This window comes from Nocardia nepalensis (genome assembly GCF_048910785.1).
In the GTDB taxonomy this organism is placed as follows: domain Bacteria; phylum Actinomycetota; class Actinomycetes; order Mycobacteriales; family Mycobacteriaceae; genus Nocardia; species Nocardia nepalensis.
Window position 1 is genome coordinate 54,216 of record NZ_JBKBET010000020.1, and the last position, 20,893, is coordinate 75,108.

At 67.5% G+C, this 20,893-nt stretch carries 16 protein-coding genes; 3 read left to right on the forward strand and 13 right to left on the reverse strand.

What is annotated here, in order from left to right; translation table 11 throughout:
* The first annotated feature begins 30 nt into the window (after positions 1-30).
* On the forward strand, positions 31-396 hold the full coding sequence (locus ACHQ4I_RS11510; RefSeq protein WP_420771690.1) for a hypothetical protein: 366 nt from the start codon (positions 31-33) through the stop codon (positions 394-396).
* On the opposite strand, the gene ACHQ4I_RS11515 is transcribed toward ACHQ4I_RS11510, so the two are convergent.
* The 7 genes from ACHQ4I_RS11515 to ACHQ4I_RS11545 form a co-directional block, all read right to left on the reverse strand.
* Positions 383-1,486, reverse strand: coding sequence for an S-adenosylmethionine:tRNA ribosyltransferase-isomerase (locus tag ACHQ4I_RS11515; protein WP_420771691.1), 1,104 nt, complete (start codon positions 1,484-1,486; stop codon positions 383-385). The two genes, ACHQ4I_RS11510 and ACHQ4I_RS11515, sit on opposite strands and share 14 nt — an antisense overlap.
* A 41-nt stretch (positions 1,487-1,527) precedes the next feature.
* Positions 1,528-2,226 carry an SDR family oxidoreductase gene (locus tag ACHQ4I_RS11520; protein ID WP_420771692.1) on the reverse strand — a complete coding sequence of 233 codons (699 nt, stop codon included), beginning with the start codon at positions 2,224-2,226 and terminating at the stop codon, positions 1,528-1,530.
* 84 nt (positions 2,227-2,310) lie between these two features.
* On the reverse strand, positions 2,311-4,425 hold the full coding sequence (gene ligA / locus ACHQ4I_RS11525; protein WP_420771693.1) for an NAD-dependent DNA ligase LigA: 2,115 nt from the start codon (positions 4,423-4,425) through the stop codon (positions 2,311-2,313).
* A 67-nt stretch (positions 4,426-4,492) separates the two neighbouring features.
* Positions 4,493-5,515, reverse strand: a complete 1,023-nt coding sequence (locus ACHQ4I_RS11530) for a methionine synthase (RefSeq protein WP_420772654.1) — start codon at positions 5,513-5,515, stop codon at positions 4,493-4,495.
* A gap of 26 nt (positions 5,516-5,541) precedes the next feature.
* A complete protein-coding gene (gene mnmA, locus ACHQ4I_RS11535) occupies positions 5,542-6,657 on the reverse strand; it encodes a tRNA 2-thiouridine(34) synthase MnmA (RefSeq protein WP_420771694.1) in 1,116 nt (371 codons plus the stop codon).
* Complete coding sequence (locus tag ACHQ4I_RS11540) at positions 6,657-7,883, reverse strand: cysteine desulfurase family protein (RefSeq protein ID WP_420771695.1); 1,227 nt, start codon at positions 7,881-7,883, stop codon at positions 6,657-6,659. Before ACHQ4I_RS11540 ends, mnmA begins: the two co-directional genes overlap by 1 nt.
* Positions 7,884-8,033: 150 nt before the next feature.
* Positions 8,034-8,465, reverse strand: a complete 432-nt coding sequence (locus tag ACHQ4I_RS11545; protein ID WP_420771696.1) for an SRPBCC family protein — start codon at positions 8,463-8,465, stop codon at positions 8,034-8,036.
* A 185-nt stretch (positions 8,466-8,650) separates the two neighbouring features.
* Here ACHQ4I_RS11545 and ACHQ4I_RS11550 point away from each other — a divergent pair, with 185 nt between their 5' ends.
* A complete protein-coding gene (locus tag ACHQ4I_RS11550; protein ID WP_420771697.1) occupies positions 8,651-11,818 on the forward strand; it encodes a multicopper oxidase domain-containing protein in 3,168 nt (1,055 codons plus the stop codon).
* A gap of 4 nt (positions 11,819-11,822) precedes the next feature.
* On the opposite strand, the gene ACHQ4I_RS11555 is transcribed toward ACHQ4I_RS11550, so the two are convergent.
* The 6 genes from ACHQ4I_RS11555 to ACHQ4I_RS11580 all read right to left on the reverse strand — a co-directional run bounded on the left by ACHQ4I_RS11555 (position 11,823) and on the right by ACHQ4I_RS11580 (position 19,873).
* A complete protein-coding gene (locus ACHQ4I_RS11555; RefSeq protein ID WP_420771698.1) occupies positions 11,823-12,794 on the reverse strand; it encodes an antibiotic biosynthesis monooxygenase in 972 nt (323 codons plus the stop codon).
* A gap of 10 nt (positions 12,795-12,804) precedes the next feature.
* Positions 12,805-15,528: a molybdopterin-dependent oxidoreductase gene (locus ACHQ4I_RS11560; protein ID WP_420771699.1), complete on the reverse strand. Its 2,724-nt coding sequence runs from the start codon at positions 15,526-15,528 to the stop codon at positions 12,805-12,807.
* Positions 15,525-16,352, reverse strand: a complete 828-nt coding sequence (locus ACHQ4I_RS11565) for an FAD binding domain-containing protein (RefSeq protein ID WP_420771700.1) — start codon at positions 16,350-16,352, stop codon at positions 15,525-15,527. Before ACHQ4I_RS11565 ends, ACHQ4I_RS11560 begins: the two co-directional genes overlap by 4 nt.
* A gap of 234 nt (positions 16,353-16,586) precedes the next feature.
* Entirely contained in the window at positions 16,587-17,600 is a 1,014-nt protein-coding gene (locus tag ACHQ4I_RS11570) for a lysophospholipid acyltransferase family protein (protein WP_420771701.1), read from the reverse strand.
* The gene (locus tag ACHQ4I_RS11575; RefSeq protein ID WP_420771702.1) at positions 17,597-18,424 is read right to left on the reverse strand and encodes a GNAT family N-acetyltransferase; all 828 of its coding nucleotides are present in this window, start codon (positions 18,422-18,424) and stop codon (positions 17,597-17,599) included. The genes ACHQ4I_RS11570 and ACHQ4I_RS11575 overlap by 4 nt, the downstream gene beginning before the upstream one ends.
* A gap of 177 nt (positions 18,425-18,601) precedes the next feature.
* Complete coding sequence (locus ACHQ4I_RS11580; protein ID WP_420771703.1) at positions 18,602-19,873, reverse strand: NAD(P)/FAD-dependent oxidoreductase; 1,272 nt, start codon at positions 19,871-19,873, stop codon at positions 18,602-18,604.
* 111 nt (positions 19,874-19,984) lie between these two features.
* On the opposite strand from ACHQ4I_RS11580, the gene ACHQ4I_RS11585 reads away from it, so the two are divergent.
* On the forward strand, positions 19,985-20,842 hold the full coding sequence (locus ACHQ4I_RS11585; RefSeq protein ID WP_420771704.1) for a LysR family transcriptional regulator: 858 nt from the start codon (positions 19,985-19,987) through the stop codon (positions 20,840-20,842).
* Positions 20,843-20,893 lie beyond the last annotated feature (51 nt).

Below are 20,893 nucleotides of genomic sequence, written 5' to 3' on the forward strand. Positions count from 1 at the left end.
TATGTTATGTACTGATGAGGGATTCAAACGATGGACCTGACGATTAGTCGTCTCGTGGCCCGTAGCTCCGTCGCGGCCGCGCTCGCACTCGGCCCGCTGGTCGTGCTCGGCCCGCCGCAGGCCGCCGCCGAGGCGCCCTGTCCGGACGGTACCGCCCGGATCTTCTTCCACGACGAGACCAACACCTGCCAGAGCGGCGGCACCTACAGCTTCACCGGCTCCCCCGCGCTCGTGAAGGTGTGCTCGGTGGGCAAGGTCCAGGTCATTGTCGACACCACCATCCAGAAGAGCCGGACCAAGACCAGGACCGCCCATCTCGATCTCAGCAACGGTCAGTGCGGCCGGGTCGAGGTCGGTGGCCAACTCGACTCCACCGTGAGCATCAGCCCCTCCTGACACCGGGCCCGAACAGCAACGCGCTGTCGCCGAACTCGTGCCAGAGATATCCGGTGTCGAGGGCGGTGGCATACGCGTCGTGGACGGTGGCCTCGCCCGCGACCGCGACGAGTAGATCCAGATGCGATGCGCCGGGTGCGTGCCAGCCGGTAATGATGCCGTCGACCACCCGGGCGGGCTGTTGCGGACCGAGGACCAGTTCGGTCCACCCTCGGGCCGGGTGCACGATTCCGAGGTGATCCGCGGTGGTCTCCAATGCTCGGGTCACCGTGGTGCCGACCGCGATGACGCGACCACCCGCCGACCTGGTGTCGTTCACCAGACGTGCGGTCGTCGCCGGCACCGCGAAACGCTCCGGGCTCGGTGGTTCGCCCGCCTCGGGTGAGGAGACCCCGGTGTGCAGGGTGATCGGCGCGATCGTCACACCGGAGGTCACCAGATCGAGCACCAGGCGTTGCGTGAACGGGCGTGCGGCGCTCGGCATTTCGGCGCTGCCCGGAATCCGGCCGAAGACGGTCGTGTAATACGACGGCGACCAGCGTTGTGGCACATACGCATAGGTGATCGGATAGCCGTGCGTAGCCAGCAGCCAGGTGGGATCGGCGGTGAGTTCGGCGATCCACAGTCGGCGTGCGCCGGGCAGCCAGGGTTCGCGCAGGGTGGCCGATGCGCCGTCCGGGAGCCGGATCTCGTTGCCCGCGTACAGGTCACCCCGATAGGGCGTGCGTTCGCGGGTGCGTACCTCTACCACCCACAGTCCGTCGCAGCCGCCGAAGGTGTCCGGCGGACCGCTGGCCGGGGACTCCGCGTCTACGGGCGCATCGAGCCAGGTGGACAGATGCAGCGTGACCGGCGCGCCGTCGAGGGTGCCGTCGACCGCGGCGGCCAGGGTCGCCGAATTGTTCACCACCACAAGGTCACCCGCGTTCAACTGCTGTGGCAGTTCGCGGAATCTGGTGTGGGTGAGGCGATCCGTCGCCACCAGCATCCGAACCTCGTCGCGGGCCAGACCGCGCGCCTCCGGCGGGGCGATGGCATTGCGCTCCGGTGGCAGCACGTCGACCCGCGATGCTGCCTGCCCACCCGTCACCCGACCGCCACCCCTCACCGAATCGCTTCGCGATGCTGCCTTCATCTGGCGACCCCCGCGGTGAAATCGGCGGCGGTATAGCGGCCGTTCTTCGGTCGCTGCTCGATCAGTCGCAGGAACGCGGGCACCACGGTCTCGGGCTCGGGGCGATCGGAGATATCGTCGCCGGGAAATGCCGCCTGATGCATTTCGGTGCGCATATCGCCGGGATCGAAGGCATAGATCGACTGGTCCGGATGTTCGGCGGCCAGGATGGCGGTGAGCTGGTCGAGGGCGGCCTTCGAGGAGCCGTAACCGCCCCAGTCCGGGTACGGTTCGACGCCCGCGTCGGAGCTGATGTTCACCGCGACGCCGTCCGTGCCGAGCAGCGGCAGCGCGAACTGCAGAACCGCGAGCGGGGCAATGACATTGGTGCGGTACACGAGCTCGAGCTCGTCGAGCGGATAGTTCGCCAGCCGCGGCAGCGGACTGGGCCCGAGCCTGCTCGCATTGTTCACGAGCAGGTCGAGATGTCCGAATCCACCGGCGATCTCGGCCAGTTCGGCGCGGTGCGCCGGATCGGTGATATCGCCCGGCACCGCGAGAAAAGCCGCGCCGAGTTCGGACTCCGCCCGATCGAGTCGTTCGGCGCGGCGGGCGGTGCCGATCACCCGCCAGCCGCGCCCGATGAGCGAACGCGCAAGAGCCAGACCGAATCCCGCCGAAGCACCGGTGATCAGAGCGGTAGAGCGGTGAGTCATATCGAATCTCCTGATAGTTACCTACCAGTCGATCGTCATACCTGAAGTCAGGTTCAGGTCAAGGAGCGTTCGCCGACGGCATATCTACTCCTCGGCCTCGGCGTCCTCCGCGGCCGTCTCCGGGGTCACCGCCGCCGGGCCCTGCTCGAGCAGTTTGCGGAATCCGTCCTCGTCCAGGATCGGCACGCCCAGCTCCTCCGCCTTCGCGGCCTTGGACCCCGGCGAATCACCGATCACCACGAAGGCGGTCTTCTTGGAGACCGAACCCGCGGCCTTGCCGCCGCGCACCAGAATCGCCTCCTTGGCGCCGTCGCGCGAAAACCCCTCCAGTGAACCGGTTACCACGATCGATAGGCCCTCGAGTGTCCGCTCGATGGACTCATCGCGCTCATCGGCCATCCGCACGCCCGCCGTGCGCCACTTGTCGACGATCGCGCGATGCCAGTCGACGGTGAACCATTCGGCGACCGCGGCGGCGATGGTCGGGCCGACACCGTCGGCGGCGGCCAATTCCTCGGCCGCGGCGTCCTGGATCCGGTCGAGGCTGCCGAATTCCCGGGCCAGCACCCGGGCCGCGGTGGGCCCGACGTGCCGGATGGAGAGTCCGACCAGCACCCGCCACAGCGGCCGATCCTTGGCGGTCTGCAAGTTGTCCAGGAGTCGCTTGCCGTTGGCGGACAGGCCGCCGTCCTTATTGGCGAACAGTGTGGTGGTGAGCAGCCGTGCCTCGTCTAGGTCGAACAGGTCACCTTCGTCGGTGATCGCGCTCGACTTCAGCAGATCGTTGGCGGCCTCGTAGCCGAGCGATTCGATGTCGAAGGCACCACGGCTGGCCACATGGAATACCCGCTCCCGCAGCTGTGCCGGGCAGAACTGCTGGTTGGGACAGCGGATATCGGCGTCGCCCTCCTTCTGCGGCGCCAGCTCGGTGCCGCATTCCGGACAGTGCGTCGGCATTACGAATTCGCGTTCGGCGCCGGTGCGCGCGTCGACCACCGGGCCGAGCACCTCGGGAATCACATCACCGGCCTTGCGGATGGTGACGGTGTCGCCGATCAACACGCCCTTGCGCTTGACCTCGGAGGCATTGTGCAGGGTGGCCATCGCGACCGTGGACCCCGCGATGGAGACCGGCTCCATTACCGCGAACGGGGTGACGCGGCCGGTGCGCCCGACGTTCACCTCGATATTCAGCAGCTTGGTCGTGGCCTCCTCGGGCGGGTACTTGTAGGCGATCGCCCAGCGCGGGGCACGCGAGGTCGACCCGAGCCTGCGCTGCAGCGACATCTCGTCGACCTTGATCACCTGGCCGTCGATTTCGTGCTCGATATCGTGGCGGTGCTCGCCCCAGTAGGCGACCCGCTCGATCACCGCGTCGATGCCCTGCACCAGCGTGGTGTGCTCGGAGACCGGCAGACCCCATGCGGCGAGCGCGCGGTACGCGTCGTGCTGGGAGGTCGGGGTGTAGCCCTCGATTCGCCCGAAGCCGTGGCAGATCATCCGCAGCCGACGCCGCGCGGTGACCGCCGGATCCTTCTGACGCAGCGAGCCGGCCGCGGTATTGCGCGGATTCGCGTACGGGGGCTTGCCCTCGGCGACGATCGCGGCGTTGAGCGTCTCGAAGTCCGCCAGCCGGAAGTAGACCTCGCCGCGCACCTCGAGCAGCGCCGGGACCGGGAACTCGTCGGTCGGCGTCAGCTCGCCGGGGATGTCCTCGATGGTGCGCGCGTTGAGCGTGACGTCCTCACCGGTGCTCCCGTCGCCGCGGGTCGCGCCGCGCACCAGCCGCCCGTTCTCATAGACCAGATTCAGGGCGACACCGTCGATCTTCACCTCGCACAGATAGTGCAGATTCGACCCGGTCTCGGCCTCCACCCGGCCGGCCCAGGCGCGCAGCTCGTCGAAGTCGAAGACATTGTCCAGCGACAGCATCCGCTCCAGGTGGTCCACGGCGGTGAAATCCGTCGCGAATCCGCCCCCGACCAGCTGCGTCGGCGAATCCGGCGTCAGCAGATCCGGATGCGCGTCCTCCAGCGCCTGCAGCTGCCGCAGCAGCTTGTCGAACTCACCATCCGAGATGATCGGCGCGTCCCGTACGTAGTACCGGAACTGATGCTCCCGAACCTCGTCCGCAAGCCGCTGCCATTCCACCCGCTGCTCCGCCGTAGCCGGTTCCACCGCAATGTCGCTGTCACTCACCCAACGCACATTAGTCCAGCCCACCGACATGTCAGCGCCACATTCCCGCACGTCGCCACGGGTGGGGTCAATCGAAAGTCAGCGATTCGGGTTCTTCGGCGTAGGCGCGGGCCACCTCGGTCGAGAGGCGGAGGGCTCGGCGGGCCCATTCGAGCGGGGCGCCGGCCAGTCCGCAGGCGGGAGCGACGAGGATCTGGGTGGCGAGGGTCGAGCGGCGCAGGCCGAGTCGGTCGATGAGGCGCACGCCGGGCTCGGCGATATCGCGCCACGTCGGGGGCTTGGTGGGCGGGGTGGTGGGGATGAGGCCGAGGGCCACTTGTTTTCCCGTGTCGAGGATTTCACCGATGTGGTCGAGATCGCGGGTGGCGATGGTGGCCATGTCGAATCCGATGGCGGCCACGGCGCTGCCGCGCAGGAAGGACAAAGCGGGCGAATCGGCGCAGCTGTGGACCAGGACCGGTGCGGATTGGGCGGTGATGACCGCGTCCAGGATCGCGAGGGCTTCCGGTTCGGGTACGGCGCGCACGGTGTCGAGGACGCTGACGCCGCGCAGCGAACCGTTCAGCACATCGGTCAGCGACGGTTCATCCAGTTGCAGAACGACTTGCGCGCCCAGACGTTTGCGCACCTCGTTCACGTGCCGGTCGAGGCCTTCGGAAAGGGATTCCGAAATGTCGCGCACCGCACCGGAATCGGTGAGTACGCGGTGTCCGCCGGGGAGTTCGAGCTGGGCCGCGAGGGTCAGCGGGCCGGTGGCCTGCAGTTTGACCTGGCGGTCGGAACCGGCGAAACCCGCTGTCTCCCACGCCTCTTCGAGCGCGTCCAGATCCGACCTGAGCAGATCGCGAGCCCGCCGCGAGACCGCGCCCGGTCGGGGCGCGAGCCGATAGCCGCGCGTCGTGGTATCGAATCGCATGTCCACCAGCAGCGCCGAGACACGGCCGATCAGGTCCGAACCCACACCGCGCCCGGGCAATTCGACCAGATGCGCCAGATCGGGTAGCTCACCGATAATGGTGGCCGCGGCCTCGCGCGGATCGGCGCCGGGCCAGGATCCGACCGCGGTCGCGATCCCACCGGAAATCCGCATGCCAAGCCGCGCGATGTCGGCATCACTCACTGGGCGTCGCTCGCCGTGCTCACAGTGTCGGCTGCCGCGCGCGACGTGCCGTTGATCGTCCCGCTGCCGATCACCTGGTCCCCCAGGGCATCCGGGCGATACAGCACCACGGCTTGGCCGCGGGCCACACCGGTCAGCGGCTCGCGCAGCCGCACGATCAGTCCGTCACCGTCCGCCTCGGCGACGGCCGGTGCGGTGCCGCCGTGCGCGCGCACCTGCGCAACGCATTCGAGCGGCCCCTCGGGCGCGGAGCCCGAGGTCCAGATCGCGCGGTCCGCACGCACCGTCCAAACCTGCAGATCCTCGGCCGAGCCGACGCGGACGGTGCCGGAATCGGGATCGATCTCGGTGACATAGCGCGGCTTACCGTCGGCGGCCGGTCCGGGCAGCCCGAGTCCCTTGCGCTGGCCGATCGTGAACCCGTGCACGCCTTCGTGGTTCGCGAGCACCTGGCCGTCGGCGTCGACCACCGCACCCGGCCGAATGCCGATCTTCGCGCCGAGGAAGGCGCGGGTGTCACCGGAGGGGATGAAGCAGATGTCGTGGCTGTCGGGCTTATTCGCCACCGCGAGCCCGCGCTCGGCGGCCTCGGCGCGGATCTGCGGCTTCGGCGTATCACCCACCGGGAACATGGCCCGGGTCAGCTGTTCCGCGGTCAGCACCGCGAGCACGTAGGACTGGTCCTTATCGGCGTCGACGGCCCGGCGCAGCACGCCGTCCTCGAGTCGCGCGTAATGTCCGGTGACCACGGCGTCGAAGCCGAGCGCCACCGCGCGGTCGGCCAGTGCGGAGAACTTGATCTTCTCGTTGCAGCGCAGACACGGATTCGGCGTCTCACCGGCGGCGTACGCGGCGACGAAATCGTCGATCACGTCTTCCTTGAAGCGGTCGGCGAAATCCCAGACATAGAACGGGATTCCGAGCACATCGGCGGCCCGCCGGGCATCACCGGCGTCCTCCTTCGAGCAGCAACCGCGCGAACCGGTGCGCAATGTCCCCGGTGTCGCGGACAGCGCCAGATGCACGCCGACCACCTCGTGACCCGCGTCGACGGCGCGTGCCGCCGCCACCGCCGAATCCACACCACCACTCATCGCGGCGAGTACCCGCATCAGACACCTCCCTTCGCACCGGCCAGACCCGCGGCCCTGGCCCTTTCCACAATCTGGGGCAACGCATTCAGCACCGCGTCCACATCGGCGCGGGTCGAGGTGTGCCCCAGCGAAAACCGCAGCGAACCGCGTGCCTGCCACGGCTCGACGCCCATGGCGATCAGCACATGGCTGGGGGCGGCCACCCCCGCGTTGCAGGCCGACCCGGTCGAACATTCGATCCCGGCCGCGTCCAGCAGCATCAGCAGCGAATCACCTTCGCAGCCAGGAAAAGTGAAGTGCACATTGCCCGGCAGCCGTCGCTCCCCGGCCGGACCGCTGAGCACCGCATCCGGAACGGCCGCGCGAATGCCCTCGATCAAGTAGTCCCGCAGTGCGGTCAACTCAGATGTGCGCGTGGGCAACTCGGTCACCGTGTAGTGCAGTGCGGTGGCCAGTCCGACGGCCGCCGCGGTATCGGAGGTCCCCGAACGCAGATCGCGCTCGTGCCCGCCGCCGTGCAGCAGCGGCACACACGGCACCTGCCTGCCGAGCAGCAGCACACCGACACCGTGCGGCCCGCCGACCTTGTGCCCGGCGAAACTCGCCGCCGAAAGTCCGCTCGCCGCGAAGTCGATCGGCAGCTGCGCGGCGGCCTGGATCGCGTCACTGTGCATCGGCACGCCGAATTCCTGTGCCACCGCGGCCAATTCGACGATCGGCGCGATCGTGCCGACCTCGTTATTGGCCCACATGATGGTCACCAGCGCGACCTCGTCGACATGGTCGGCCAGCGCCGCCCGCAGCACCCGCGGCGACACCACACCGTCGGCATCCACCGGCAGCCAGGTCACCTGGGCGCCCTCATGCTGCTCGAGCCATTCGACCGCGTCGATGACCGCGTGATGTTCGGTCGAACCCGCGATGATCCTGGTGCGCCGCGGCTCGGCGTCGCGGCGGGCCCAGAAGATGCCCTTGATCGCCAGATTGTCGCTCTCGGTCCCACCCGAGGTGAAGATCACCTCCGAGGGCCGGGCGCCCAGATCGGCGGCGATCGATTCGCGCGCCTCCTCCAGCATTCGCCGCGCCGCCCGCCCGGAACCGTGCAGCGAGGAGGCGTTGCCCGCCATCCCCAGGGCAGCCGTCATCGCCTCGATCGCAGCAGGCACCATCGGTGTGGTGGCCGCATGATCGAGGTAGACCGTCTGGGGCGCCCCCTGGACCGGACCCGAAAAAGCCGACTTCATGACCGACAAAGCCTATCCCACCGTTGACCTGCACATCTTCGGGGTATCTCGCCGCTTCTACGATTTATCTACGATTCACCCACGATGCGCAACCCGCCGACCACCGTTCGGTATTCCCGGAGCCAGCGCCGCAACCGGGCGCGACGGGCGTCAAGCCGGGGTTTCGAGGATCCTCTTCGCGGTATCGAGATCGGCCATCTCCGAGTCCATCGACTGCTGAACCGCCTTGCTCATCACCTTCTTCAGCCACGACAACTCGACGTGCAGCGAGAAGGTGACCTCGGTGGCGGAGCCCGCCTCGCGGAACCGGTACACCCCCTCGGGACGCACCGGCCCGGCAATCACCTGGAACGACACCAGAGAAGTCGGCAGATATTTGGTGACCTTGATATCGGCCGGGATACCCCGACCACCCGGTCCCACGACAACCTGGTGATAGCGGGCCCCGACCTGCAGCGGCCCGTCACGTTTTATCTCTTTGACCGCGCCGCGCCACTGCGGATCGTTCTCGGCATCGGCGAAGAAGGCGAACACGTCCGCGATCGGACGATTGATCGTGATGGTGCGTTCGGCGCTTGGCATCGACGATCCTTCCCGAGGTGGCATCGAGCGGCTGCGGTCCGGGCAACACGCTGAAGCGGACGATACCTGCCGGATAGCCAGCCCAGGACAGCATTCGGCTATCACATGGCAAATCCCAGCAGTAGTCTTTGGATCACCGATCGTTGCTCTGCAAGCCCAGCCGCTGTCGTGGAAACGCCGAACCTATGCTCACCCATCGCAGGAAGCCGATTGTCGCGGTCGTGGCCGCTGCCGCGTCGATCGCACTGGTGATCGCCGCGTGCACGTCCGATCGGTCCACGACCTCGGGCGGTGGCAACGCCGGTACGCACGCCGCACCGGTCGCGTACAAAGAGCCGGTCAAGCTGACGAGCAAGGACGGCGTTCTCGAAGTGCGGCTGTCGGCGCATCAGGGCACTGTTGCCCTCGACACGGTCGCGCAACCGGTCTCGAACTTCCTGGTCTTCGGTTACGAGCTCATCAGAGGAACCGCCTCGGACGGCTCGACCAAGGGGGACAACGGATATCCGGCGCCGACGCTGCGTGTCGATCCGGGCGAGCACCTGATCGTGCACTACGACAACGACCTACAGGGTCTGACGATCAAGGACTATTACAACCCGGCCTTCACCCCCGCAGGCGGGGATGTGCCGATCTACCCACCGGCCCTCACCTCGTCACCGGTCAACCTGCATACCCACGGACTGCACGTGAGCCCCGACGGCAACGCCGACAACGTCCTGCTCGACATCCCCGCGGGCAAGGGCAACGTCTACGACTATGCGGTGCCGAAGAGCATGCCGAACGGCATGTACTGGTACCACAGCCATCGCCACACGGTCACGGCGCAGCAGACCTATAAGGGGCTGGCGGGTCTGCTGGAGATCGGGCGGCCCGACGGCAACCTGCCGCTGGTGACGCAGCACCACATCCCGATCCGCGATATGGCACTGCAGTACAACTACGTCTTCGACCGCAAGGGCCGCGGCCACCAGTTGAACGACCCGAACTGGCCGCAGTGGGTGAGCACACTGCGGCCGCCGGAGGGATCGCAACTCGCCGACGGCACTTACCGGCCGAGCCTGGCCCCGGTGAACTTCGCGGCGACGACGGAGGGCTCCCGGTACGTCACCAACTGGTACAGCGGGCCGCTGTCGCCCGCCAACCATCGGGGGCAGACCCAATTCGTGCCCAGCAACCTGCAGAGCTTCACCAGCGATCCGGCGACCCAGCCGCCCATCGCGGTCCCGGCCGACCCGACGCTGCCCGACAACCAGCGCGACGTGCAGTTCACGATCAACGGACAGTTCCAGCCCGCGCTGAAACTGAAGCCGGGCCAAACCGAGATCTGGGTGTTGGCGAACATCAGCGACTTCGCCTACATGCCGCTCACGTTGACCGAGACGGCGACCGGCAACCATCCGAAGTTCGCGATCCTCGGCCAGGACGGCGTCCCCTTCTCCGAGGTCCACCCGCCGGTCGACGGCGACGGCACCCGTCTGATCATTCCGCCGGCGTCGCGATACGCGATCGCGGTGACAATGCCGAAAACCGGTGATCTCGTACTCGAGATGCCACCCGTGCAGGGGGCCCGCCCGGTCACGAATCCCGGTGTGCTCTATACGAATAACGGCACCGACAACCCACCCGCCGTACTGGGCACGGCCACCGTCGACCCCGCGTTCATCAGCTACGACGACGGCTTCTTCATCTTCCCCACACAGAAGCTCATCGAAGTCCGGCCCGACAACGGCACCGGGCAGACCACGCCGTTCGTGCCCGGCCAGAAGCTGGACGCGTACACCTCCTTCGTGGACACCTCGGTCGTGCCGCCCGATGTGCGGCGCACGCTCACCGTCTCGGGTGGTTTCGGCAATGACAAGGCAAGCAGCAGCGACCCCAAGGCGTTCACCTACGAGTTCGACGACAACACCTTCCCGAATATCCCGCTGCTCCAGCCGCGACTCGAGTCGGTCGAGGAGTGGCTGATCACCAACCTGAACAACGACGAGCACCCGATGCACATCCACGTCAACGATTTGCAGGTGATGGAGATCGTGGATCCGGTGGCGAATTCCAGGACCGGCGTGCAGATGTGGGGCGAGGACAACCTCAACGTGCCCGCCCCGGTCACCGACGAGAACGAGAACCCGCTCGTGCCCGCATCGGTGACGTTGCGCATGAGGTTCACCGGGTACACCGGCACCTTCGTGATCCATTGCCATCGCCTCAATCACGAAGACAACGGCCTGATGGCGCTGGTCAACGTAATCCCCGCGGTGTCGACCTATGCGGTGGCGATACCGGGTTCGCCGGGCAAGCCCGCGACCGTGCAGCTATACGACGGCAATGGCGACAGGCCGGTCGCGACCGTCACGCCGTTCACTTCGTTCGAGGGCACCCCGACGGTTGCGATGGCCGATGTCAACGGCGACGGCGTGCTCGACCTGGTGGCCGGTACCGGTGCGGGAGTGGCCGCGCAGGTCGTGGCCTACAACGGCGCGGGCGACGCGCCCTTCAGCGCCGAACTGACTCGGTTCGCGCCGTTCGGCCCCGACTTCCGTGGCGGCGTCACCGTCGCGGGCGCCGATATCGATGGCAACGCGGCGGCCGACAACATCATCGTCGGCTCCGGCCCGGGCATCGAATCGCAGGTCAGGATCTTCTCTTCGACCTCGCCCGGTGCGCAAGGCAAAGCGCCCGAGCAGTATTCGAGCTTCACGCCGTATCCCGGATCGACGACCGGGGTCACTGTGGCCACCGGGATGGTCGACGCCGCCTCGGGCCGGGCCAGCATTGTGACCGCCCCTGGGCCCGGCGACGCTCCGCGGGTCAAGACCTTCCGCTACGACCTGTACACGCCGACCGCCGCCGCAGCGAAAGGCACCGCGGACAACGCAGGTCCCGGCGAGCCCGTGCTGACCTCGGAGTTCCTGGCCTTCGACGAGAGCTACCGTGACGGTGTCGCACTCTCGACGGGATGGGTGGCAGGCGCCGAGGGTGGGGCGAAGAGCATTGTCACCGGCATGCTCGGCGGCGACGGCACGGTGCGCGTGTGGTCGAGCGGGTCGCGGCTCGACGGGCAGCCAGCGGTGTACACCGAGAGCCCGAACCATCATGCGAGCACGGTCGCGTTCAGAGAGATCGCGTCGTTCGTCCCGTTCCCTGGCGGACCCGCGGGCGTCGGGGTGCGGGTGGGGACCACCAGCACGACCTCGGGCGCGGATCTGCTCATCAGTGGGCAGGCCGGGAACGGAACCGAGATCAGAAAGTTCGGACTGAACCGCGCCGACCCGCATGCCACAACCCTGACACCGACGCTATCGAGCACGATTCCCGCACCGACCGGGCCTGCGGCGCTCGGCGGCCGATAGCGGGTCAGGGCAACGTCCAGAGCTTGGTCATCGCCACGTAGAAGATGACCACCCAGGCCAGCATGACGGCGGCGACGATGGCGAGGCCCTCGAGGTTCGTCTTCGCTGCCGGTGCATCCGGAGGCGGGCGCAGCCACCGCCGCAGCAGCCGGTTCACGTAGTACGGCATCGTGAAGAAACTCATCGCGAAACTCGACAGCAGGTTGCCGATCAGCAACCCCAGCCAGAGCGGCATCTTCAAGGGTGACAGGGCCAGGGTGAGCAGCACGACGGTCGGGTAGAGGCCCACCCATACCGCGATGGCGGTCTTGGTATCCGACGGGGCGGAGGTCTCGTGGCCCTTCTCGTCGAAGGCGAACCAGCTGCCGAACGAGTTGTCGATGGTGCGCAACTCGAAGTCGCTGAACTTCTCGCCCTCGGCCAAGAGCTCTCGGCGCCGCTTCGAGGTGAGCCAGGTGGCCAGATTCGCCGCGGTGTCGAAGCGGTACAGCGCCGTCCACTCGTCCTGAACACCCTCGATGGGGCGGAAGAGCTCGGTGCCGCGGAAGCCTTCGAATTTCGCCTCCTCCCGGCTCAGATCGGCTTGCCACGCAAGGAAATCCGGGACGCTGTCGGGAGCCACCCGATGGGTGACGACGACCGTCACGAGGGGATCCGCGGGTCGCGTGCCGCCGCTGATGACCTGCTGGGTGGCCGGGCCGTCGAAGTAGAGCTGTCCGCTGTCCAGGAATTCCTGACGGGTGGCGCTGTTTATCCAGTCCCGCAGATGGCCGACGGAGTCGAAGCGGTAGACCACGATCCATTCGGGCTGCACAGCGGTGGGGGCGGCGATCTCGGCGCCGAGGAATCCTGGATAGCCCGAGGCCGCGTCGTTCAGGTCCTCCTGCCAGGCCTTGAAGGCTTTCTCGAAACCAGCGCGCACCTTCTGGCCGATGATGACCGTCGCCGCGTTCTCGGTGAGTTTTCCGGCTCCCATCGCAGTCTCCTCACGGCCTGGGTCGCGCCGGAACCGCTGCGGCGGCGAGCCGCCGATAGATGCGCTCGGGCGTGAGCGGCAGCACGCGGTATCGGATGCCCGTCGCGTTCTCCAGCGCGTTGGCCAGCGCGGGGGCCACCGGGTTGACGCAGCACTCCGCAATGCCTTTCGAGTGCATCGCCCCGACGGAATCGGCGGAGTCGACCGTCAGTACCTCGGTGCGGGGAATATCGGCGTATGTCGGGATGCGGTAGTTGCGCAGGTTCGGGTTGACCATGACGCCGTTCGCGTCGACGTGGAAATTCTCGGTCAGCGCGAAGCCGATGGCCTGCGCGACGCCGCCCTCGATCTGGCCACGCACCTGCGCCGGGTTGATGAGGACTCCGGCGTCGGTGGCGTGCACGCTGTAGAGGATGCGGATCTCACCCGTCATCGGATGCACGGCGATCCGGAACCCGTGGGCATTGAAGACGACGCTGCGCGGCGACCCGAAGGCCTTGCGCGACTCCGTCAATCGGATGCCGCGTCGGCGCGCCACCTCGACCAGTTCCGTCAGCGATAAGTGGCGGTCGCCGCAGATGACTCCGGTGTCGTCCAACGCACACGAGGCGACATCGACCCGCGCATGTGCGGCCGCCAGCGCCAGCATGCGGTCGCGCAGGGCCTCGGCCGCCCGCAGCACCGCGTTTCCCGCGACGAACAGACCCGCGCTGGCGAACGCGCCGGTATCGAAACCCGTTCGGTCGGTATCGGATTGCACGAGGCGCACCCGTGACGGCGTGGTACCGAGCCGGTCGGCCGCGATCTGCACGTGTGCGGTCGGGGTGCCCTCGCCGAATTCGACGGTGCCGACCGCGAGCTCGTAGCTGGCATCGTCACCGAGGGTCAGCCAGGCTTCGGAAAGGTGGTCGGTCGGGGGTGCGGTCTCGTGGAGCGAGCTGGCGGTGCCGGTGCCGATGAGCCACTCGACTCCCGGTGCTGGCTCGGCGGCGTTGCGCCGCAGCGCGTCATCGACGAGATCGATGCAGCGGCTGAGGCCGTCCTCGCCGAACATGACATCGTCCGGGCCGTCGTCGAATGCGACGAGACCATCACCCGGACGCACGATATTGCGCCGCCGCAGCTCGAGCGGATCCATATCGAGCGCGACCGCCAGCTCGTGCATGGCGGACTCCATCGCGAATGCGGGCTGGGTCATGCCGTAGCCGCGCAGCGCGCCGCTGGGCACGGTGTTCGTGTAGACCGAATACGCGTCGAACTTCTTATTGGGGCAGCGGTAGATCGCGATAGCGGCCCCACCGGCGAACAGGGTCTCGCCGCCGTGGTTGCCGTAGGCGCCGGTATTCGACACATTGCGGACCTGGATCGCGGTGAGCGTGCCATCGGCCCGTGCGCCGAGCTTGACCGTCAGCGACATCGGATGCCGCGGTGAGGCCGTCGTGAACTCCTCTTCGCGAGTGAACTCGAAACAGACCGTCCGCCCGGTATCCAAAGTGGCCAGGGCGACCAGATCCTCGGTGATGACCTCCTGCTTGCCGCCGAACGCGCCGCCGACCCGCTTGCAGAACACGCGCAGCTGATCGGGACGCAGGTCGAAGAGATAGCCGAGCTTGCCCTTGGCGATGGACGGCGACTGCGAGCTGGTGCGTACGTTCAGGCGACCGTCCTCCATCCACGCGATCGATCCGTGCGTCTCGAGATGCGCGTGCTGCACGCGCGGCGAGGAATACGTGCCCTCGTGGATCACATCGGCCTCGGCGAATCCCGCATCGACATCACCGACGTGCCCGTGGATCGCGAGCAGGATGTTGTGCTCGGGATCGCGCATGAACGGGTCGTGCGAGCCGTGCAATTGGGGAGCGCCGTCGGCCATCGCCGCTTCCGGGTCGAAGACCGCGGGCAGCACCTCGTACTCGACGATCACCTTGCGGCAGCCCTCCTCCGCCGCCCCGACGGTGTCGGCCAGCACCGCGACCACGCGTTGACCGACGAAGCGCACGACGTCGTCGAGGATGTAGGTGTCGCTGGGATCGACGAGGTGATCGGTGTGGATCGCGGTCGTGAACCGCTTGCGCGGCACGTCTTCCCAGGTGTAGACACGCTGCACACCGGGAACCGCGAGTGCCGCGGTCTTATCGATCGACACGATGCGGGCATGGGCGTGCGGAGAACGCAGCACCTTCAGCTGCAACATGCCGTCCATCGCGGTGTCCATGGTGAATTCGGCGCGACCGGTCACCACCTCGGCGCCCGCCGGAGTGCCGACGCTGGTGCCGATTACCCGGCCCGGCCTGGCGTCCTCGATTTCGGCGACACCGTGCACCGCGTCTTCGATCGCGCGGTAGCCCGTGCAGCGGCAGAGGTTGCCCTTCAGCGCGCGCGGCAGGTCTTGCTTCTGGGCGTCGGTGAGCGCCACCGTGGTCATGATCATGCCCGCGGTGCAGAAGCCGCACTGGAAGCCGGGCGCGTCGCGGAACTGACGCTGCATCGGGTGCATGTCCTCGGGCGAACCGAGGCCCTCGATCGTGGTGACCGCGCGCCCGTCGGCACGGAATGCGGGCGTGATGCAGCTGTGCACGGGATCGCCGTCCAGCCACACCGTGCAGGCGCCGCAATCGCCCGCGTCGCACCCCTTCTTCACACCGTGGAAGCCCAGCGAGCGTAGGAACGTGCGCAGGCATTGACCCGGATTCGGTTCGTCTTCGAACGCATTTCCGTTCACCGTGTACGTCATGGCCGACTGCCCTCGGTGAGCTCGACGCGGATCTCCTCGGCGAAGTGCGCGGCCAGGTGGTGCCGGTGGTCGGGCGTGCCGTTCGGATCGCTGAACCACAGGTCTTCGGGTATGGCGTCGATGCGCTCGCGCAGCGCCTCGGCGTCGGGCATGCGGTCGAATGCCAGGCGCACTGGACGGGTGGTGCCCGCGGTGATGGTCAACAGCAGGTCCGTGGCCCCCGGCGACTGGGTGGCGATGATGAACAGCGTCGAGCGGCCGAGCCGAGTCAGGCTGAAGCGCCGATGCGCGTACCGCTTGCGCAGCGCGGCGACCGGGATGTCGATGCGCCGCAGGATCTCACCGGGGGCGAGGATGTTGCGCCGGTCGCCGATGACGAAGTCGGCGGCATCGACGGTGCGTTCGGATCCGTCGGCGGCCCATACGGTGTAGGTGGCTTCGAGCGCGACCGTCAGCGTGATCATCGGGCCCGCGGGCAGCGACATACAGATATTTCCGCCCACCGTCGCGGTGTTCCATACCTTGAACGAGGACAGAAACGCCTCGCAGCACGTGGTGAACAGCGCGGCCGCGGGCCAGTCAGTCGGCGGCGCAAAGGCATTCAGCTCGCGGATGGTGCACGTCGCGCCGATCGCCAAGCCCTCGGCGCTCGGCGCCAGGGGTTCCCAGCCGAGTGCGGTGAGATCGATGAGACGGCGCAGATCCGGCTGCTCGGTCGAGAACAACCACGTTCCCCCGGCCAGCCACGCGTCGCCCGCACGCCAGGCCGCGCCCGGTCGGTCGGAAGGTCGCCGAACGATATCGGTGATCGTATTGAGATCCATAGCGCCGCTCCCTCCGAGAAGGTGCCCGCCGATCGTCCGCCGAGTTCGATCGCGCAACGAATCCGCCCAGATGGGGGCGGCGCCGTTCACGTACTCGCCTTGGGTCAACGTACCCGACCCGAGTGTGACCCGGCCAGCAATCCCGCAGCCACTGCGGACCAGCTCGGTCGGTGTGCGGAAATGGCGGAGGCCGGCCGGGCAGTCGCCCAACCGGCCCCGTGACCGTGCCCGGGATCAGTCTGTCGACACTGCCGAAACCTGGTGACCGGAGCCCCTGCGCCGGAAGGGGCGCAACCGCCGCGACGGCCGTTGCGACTGCGCCTCGGCCGACTCCGGATCCTGCACCCGGGTGGCCGTCGCCTCGATCCACTCCGATGCCTCGATGACACCGTGGCGCGACAGATCGGTGCCGCGCACCGCCTGTTCACAGCGGCGGGCCAGATCACGACGATCGAGTCCGGGATACTCCACCGGCTCGAGCACCACCTCGGCGACCATGCCACGCGAGCGCAGGACCCGCTTCGCCGAGGTGCCGAAGCTGTCGTCGCCGACGAATCCGGGAATGGTCGACTGGGTGTCGTGCGCGTCCAGATACCGCAGACGCACCGGCTGCACCGAGGTTCCGGTGTCCACCGCCGCCTGGAAGAGCGCGGGCCGCATGGTGCCATAGGCGCGGCCGCACCACGTAGTGCCCTCGGGGAAGACCGCGACCCGGTCCCCCGCCGCCAGCCGTTCGCCGAGACGCGCCACCACACCGGGCAATTCGCGCAGCCGTTCCCGCTCGATCGGAATGACCCGCATCAATTTGGCCAGCCCACCGAGCAGCGGCCAATCGACCATATCGGCGCGGGCCACGAAGCCGAGCGGCTGCACGGCGGCCATGACGACGACATCGGTCCAGCCGATATGCCCGGCCACGATCAGCCGTCCTTCGCCCGGATCGGCGAAACGCGCGTCAGCCGAGGACTGCCCGACTCGGTTGTCGACAACCCGCAACCGAATCCCCAGACAGCCCAGCACAGTTCGCGCATAACGCCGCTGCAACTGCTCGCGCCGACCACGCGGCGTCACGATATTGACGACGGGAAAGCTGACCAACAGCCCGGCCACGCCGAGCAGACGGCCGACCACCCGTGCGGTACCGATCTCATCGACCGGATCGATGCAGCCGGGCCCACACGGGCTCGACGGCATCCACGCGTGCGCGGTGCTCTGTGCGGGCGGCGCGTCGAACACCATCTGGCTCACCGTCCCCCGTCGAGTGCATTGGCGGCGTCTTGTAGTCGGTTGAGGTAGCGGGTGTTGATGGTGTCCAGGCCGAGCAGGGCGACGAAGTCGGCGACCGCGAAATCGGGATCGTGCGCCGGTTCGCCGCAGATCTCCGCGCCCAGGCGCAGGTAGCCACGCAGCAGCGGCGGCAACTTCGGGCGCGCGGGCGGAGTCATCTCCTCCAGCGTCAGTCCATCGACGATCACCGGGCGGTAGGGGTGCACCCGCCGCTCGGGATCGGATCCGTGACGACCGAGCAGCATGTCGCGCACGCCGCGCACGTTCACCCCGGCCGGATCGGCGGGCGTGTCCTGCATCGGCACCGAGACGCAGCCCATCACCCACTCGTATCCGGTGAGCTGGATGTAGTGCAGGATGCCCGCCCACATGAGGGTCAGCACCGAGCCGTTGCGGTGGTCTGGCACGACGCACGCGCGGCCCATCTCCACGATCCGGTTGCCCGCCGGATCCAGTTGGTTCAGATCGAATTCGGTGGCGGTGTAGTAGCCGCCCGCCGCATTCACCTTGTCCGGCGGCAGCATTCGGTAGCAGCCGACGAACTCCTCGGTCCGGTCGTCGCGGACCAGCAGGTGATCGCAATGCTCGTCGAACCGGTCCGCGTCGAGACCGGTTCCGTTGTCGGGGATCTGGAAGCCGGGCTCAGTGGCGAAGACGCCGTAGCGCAGCCGCTGGGCGGCCAGCCGGTGCTCCGCATCGGAGGAAACGACCAGCGAATACCGAGACCGTTCCGCCCCGGAGTCCGTCGGTCGAGCCGGGGCTGTCAACACGGACGAAATAGTCATATCCGTGATGAAGCCAGTCCGAAACAGCGCCGGAGCAACCTCGAAGTGTCGCCTCGATGCCGGTTCGGTGAACGAGGTGCTGATCACACCGAGCGTTCACCGAACCGTCGCGTCGCGTTCCCGCCGCTGCCGCGCTATCGCTGCCTTTTGCCTGATCGGCGCCCTTTTCGAGATAGTTCAAGCGGCATTGCGTTCGGGCAGGCGCACGGGTTCCCGCGTCGAATCCACCTCGTCGAAACCGGGACGACCGGTGCCGATGAACGCGACCAGCCACGAGGCCACCGCGGCGAAGCGATTGCGGAAACCGACCAGATACAGCAGGTGCACCGCGAGCCACATGGTCCACGCGATCACACCGCGGAAGGTGATGTGCTCATTGAGCTTCACCACCGCGCTGAACCGGCTGATCACCGCCATGCTGCCCTTGTCCCAGTACTTGAACGGGGTGCCGGGCAGCTTCTTGCGGCGGATGATGTCGGCGGCGTGCCTGCCCTCCTGCATGGCGACCGGCGATTGTCCCGGGTAGCCGTTGAGCGAGGTCATATCGCCGATGGCGTAGATATCGGCGTGCCCGCCGACGGTCAGATCCGGATTGATCAAAAGCCTTCCGGCCCGGTCGGTTTCGCAGCCGGTGGCCTCGGCCAGGAGTTTCGCGAACCCGCCCGCCTGCACACCGGCCGACCATACGACGGTTTCGGCGGCGATGCGGCGCTCGACGCCGTCCTTACCCTTGACGGTCACCTTGCCGAGCTCGATATCGGTCACGAAGGTGCCCAGCAGCACCTCCACACCGCTCTTGGTGAGCGATCCCTTCGCGTACTCCGACAGCCCGCCACCGAAGGGCGGCAGCACCTCGCCCGCTCCCTCGACCAGCGTCACCGAAACCTCTTGGTGGTAATGCCGTTTCGCGAGTTCCTTCAGCTGGCCGGCGACCTCGACACCGGTCGCGCCCGCACCCACCACCACGAAGCTCAGCAGCCGCCTGCGGGTCTCCTCGTCCGCGCCGGCGGCCTCGGTGAAGACGCGCTCGATCTGCGCGCGCAACAGCTTTGCATCGTCGATGGTCTTGAGCGAGAAAGTCTTATCGGCGAAATCGTCGCGACCGAAGTAGGACTGCGACGCGCCGGTGGCGGCGATCAGCGAGCCGTACCGGATCTGCGTGCGCTCGCCCTCGTTCTCGTAGGTGATCACCGCATTGTCGGCATCGATGGCTACCACCTTGCCGAGCCGGACGTCGGCCTCCCTATGCCTGCGCAGCACCGAGGCGATCGGCGGCGCGATCTCGTCGGAGGCCAGCACACCTGTCGCGACCTGATAGAGCAATGGCTGGAACAGATGCTCCGGGGTGCTCGAGATCAGAACGAACTTCATACCCGACTTGGCCAGCTGCTTTGCGGCGGCAAGCCCCCCGAATCCCGATCCAATGATGACAACATCTGCGTCTTCCATGACAGCCTCCTTCTCTCATTACCAACCGTCATTCGAACCGCAGATATTTCAGGTGTTCAGGCGCATAATAGAGATGACTCTTATCTGGATTGCTCATGAATCGAGGATGACGTGGAGCTTCGCCAGCTCGCCTACTTCGTCGCGGTATGCGAGGAGCTGAGTTTCAGCAGGGCCGCGGCCCGCTGTTACATTTCGCAATCGGCGATCAGCCATCAGATCGCCCGGCTGGAACGCGACCTCGGTGTAGCCCTCTTCGAGCGTTCGACCAGGGCCGTCGTGCCGACCGACGCGACCATGCGGCTACTTCCGCTGGCTAAACAGATGCTGAGCCTGGAATCGGCCATCCGCGCGACCGTGCGCACCTCCGGTCACCGGATCCGGCTGGCCGCCAATATGTCCTTCGCGACCCGATCCCTGTCCGCGATCGCCGGCGCGCGCGCCGCCCATCCGGACGCCGAGATCGAATTCGTCATCAAACCGTTCCGTCAGCGGATCACCGCGGTGGCCGACGGCGACTGCGATCTCGCGCTCATCCGCGGCAGCGTCGACGAGCCGGGCCTGGCCGTGGAGAAGCTGTGGGTCGAGGATCTCGTCATCGCCACCTCGGCCGCCCATCCGCTGGCCATCCGGGAGCAGGTGACGCTCGCGGATCTGAGCCCCTACCCCCTGCTGCTCCCGCCCGAGCAGGAACAGGTCCTGTTGCACACCGTGATTCGCGCCGCCTTCGCCGATCTGGCCGCTGGCCCCACCTTCGGTCCCCCGATTCCGCCGGACCACACCGCGACCATGGAGCTGATCAACCGGCCCGATGCCTGGACCGTGCTCTACGCCGACAGCCCGACCGAGGGCCTGGTGGTGCTGCGACTCGCCGAACACCGGCTACGCATTCCCGTCTCGGCGGTATTGCGCAGCGACGCCCGCCGCTCCCCGATCCTGACCACACTGCTCTCCGGCCTGCACCGCCGCTGAGATCCGCTGCCGCCCAGCGCGGCAGCAGATCTCGTGCGCCTGCCGGTCGAT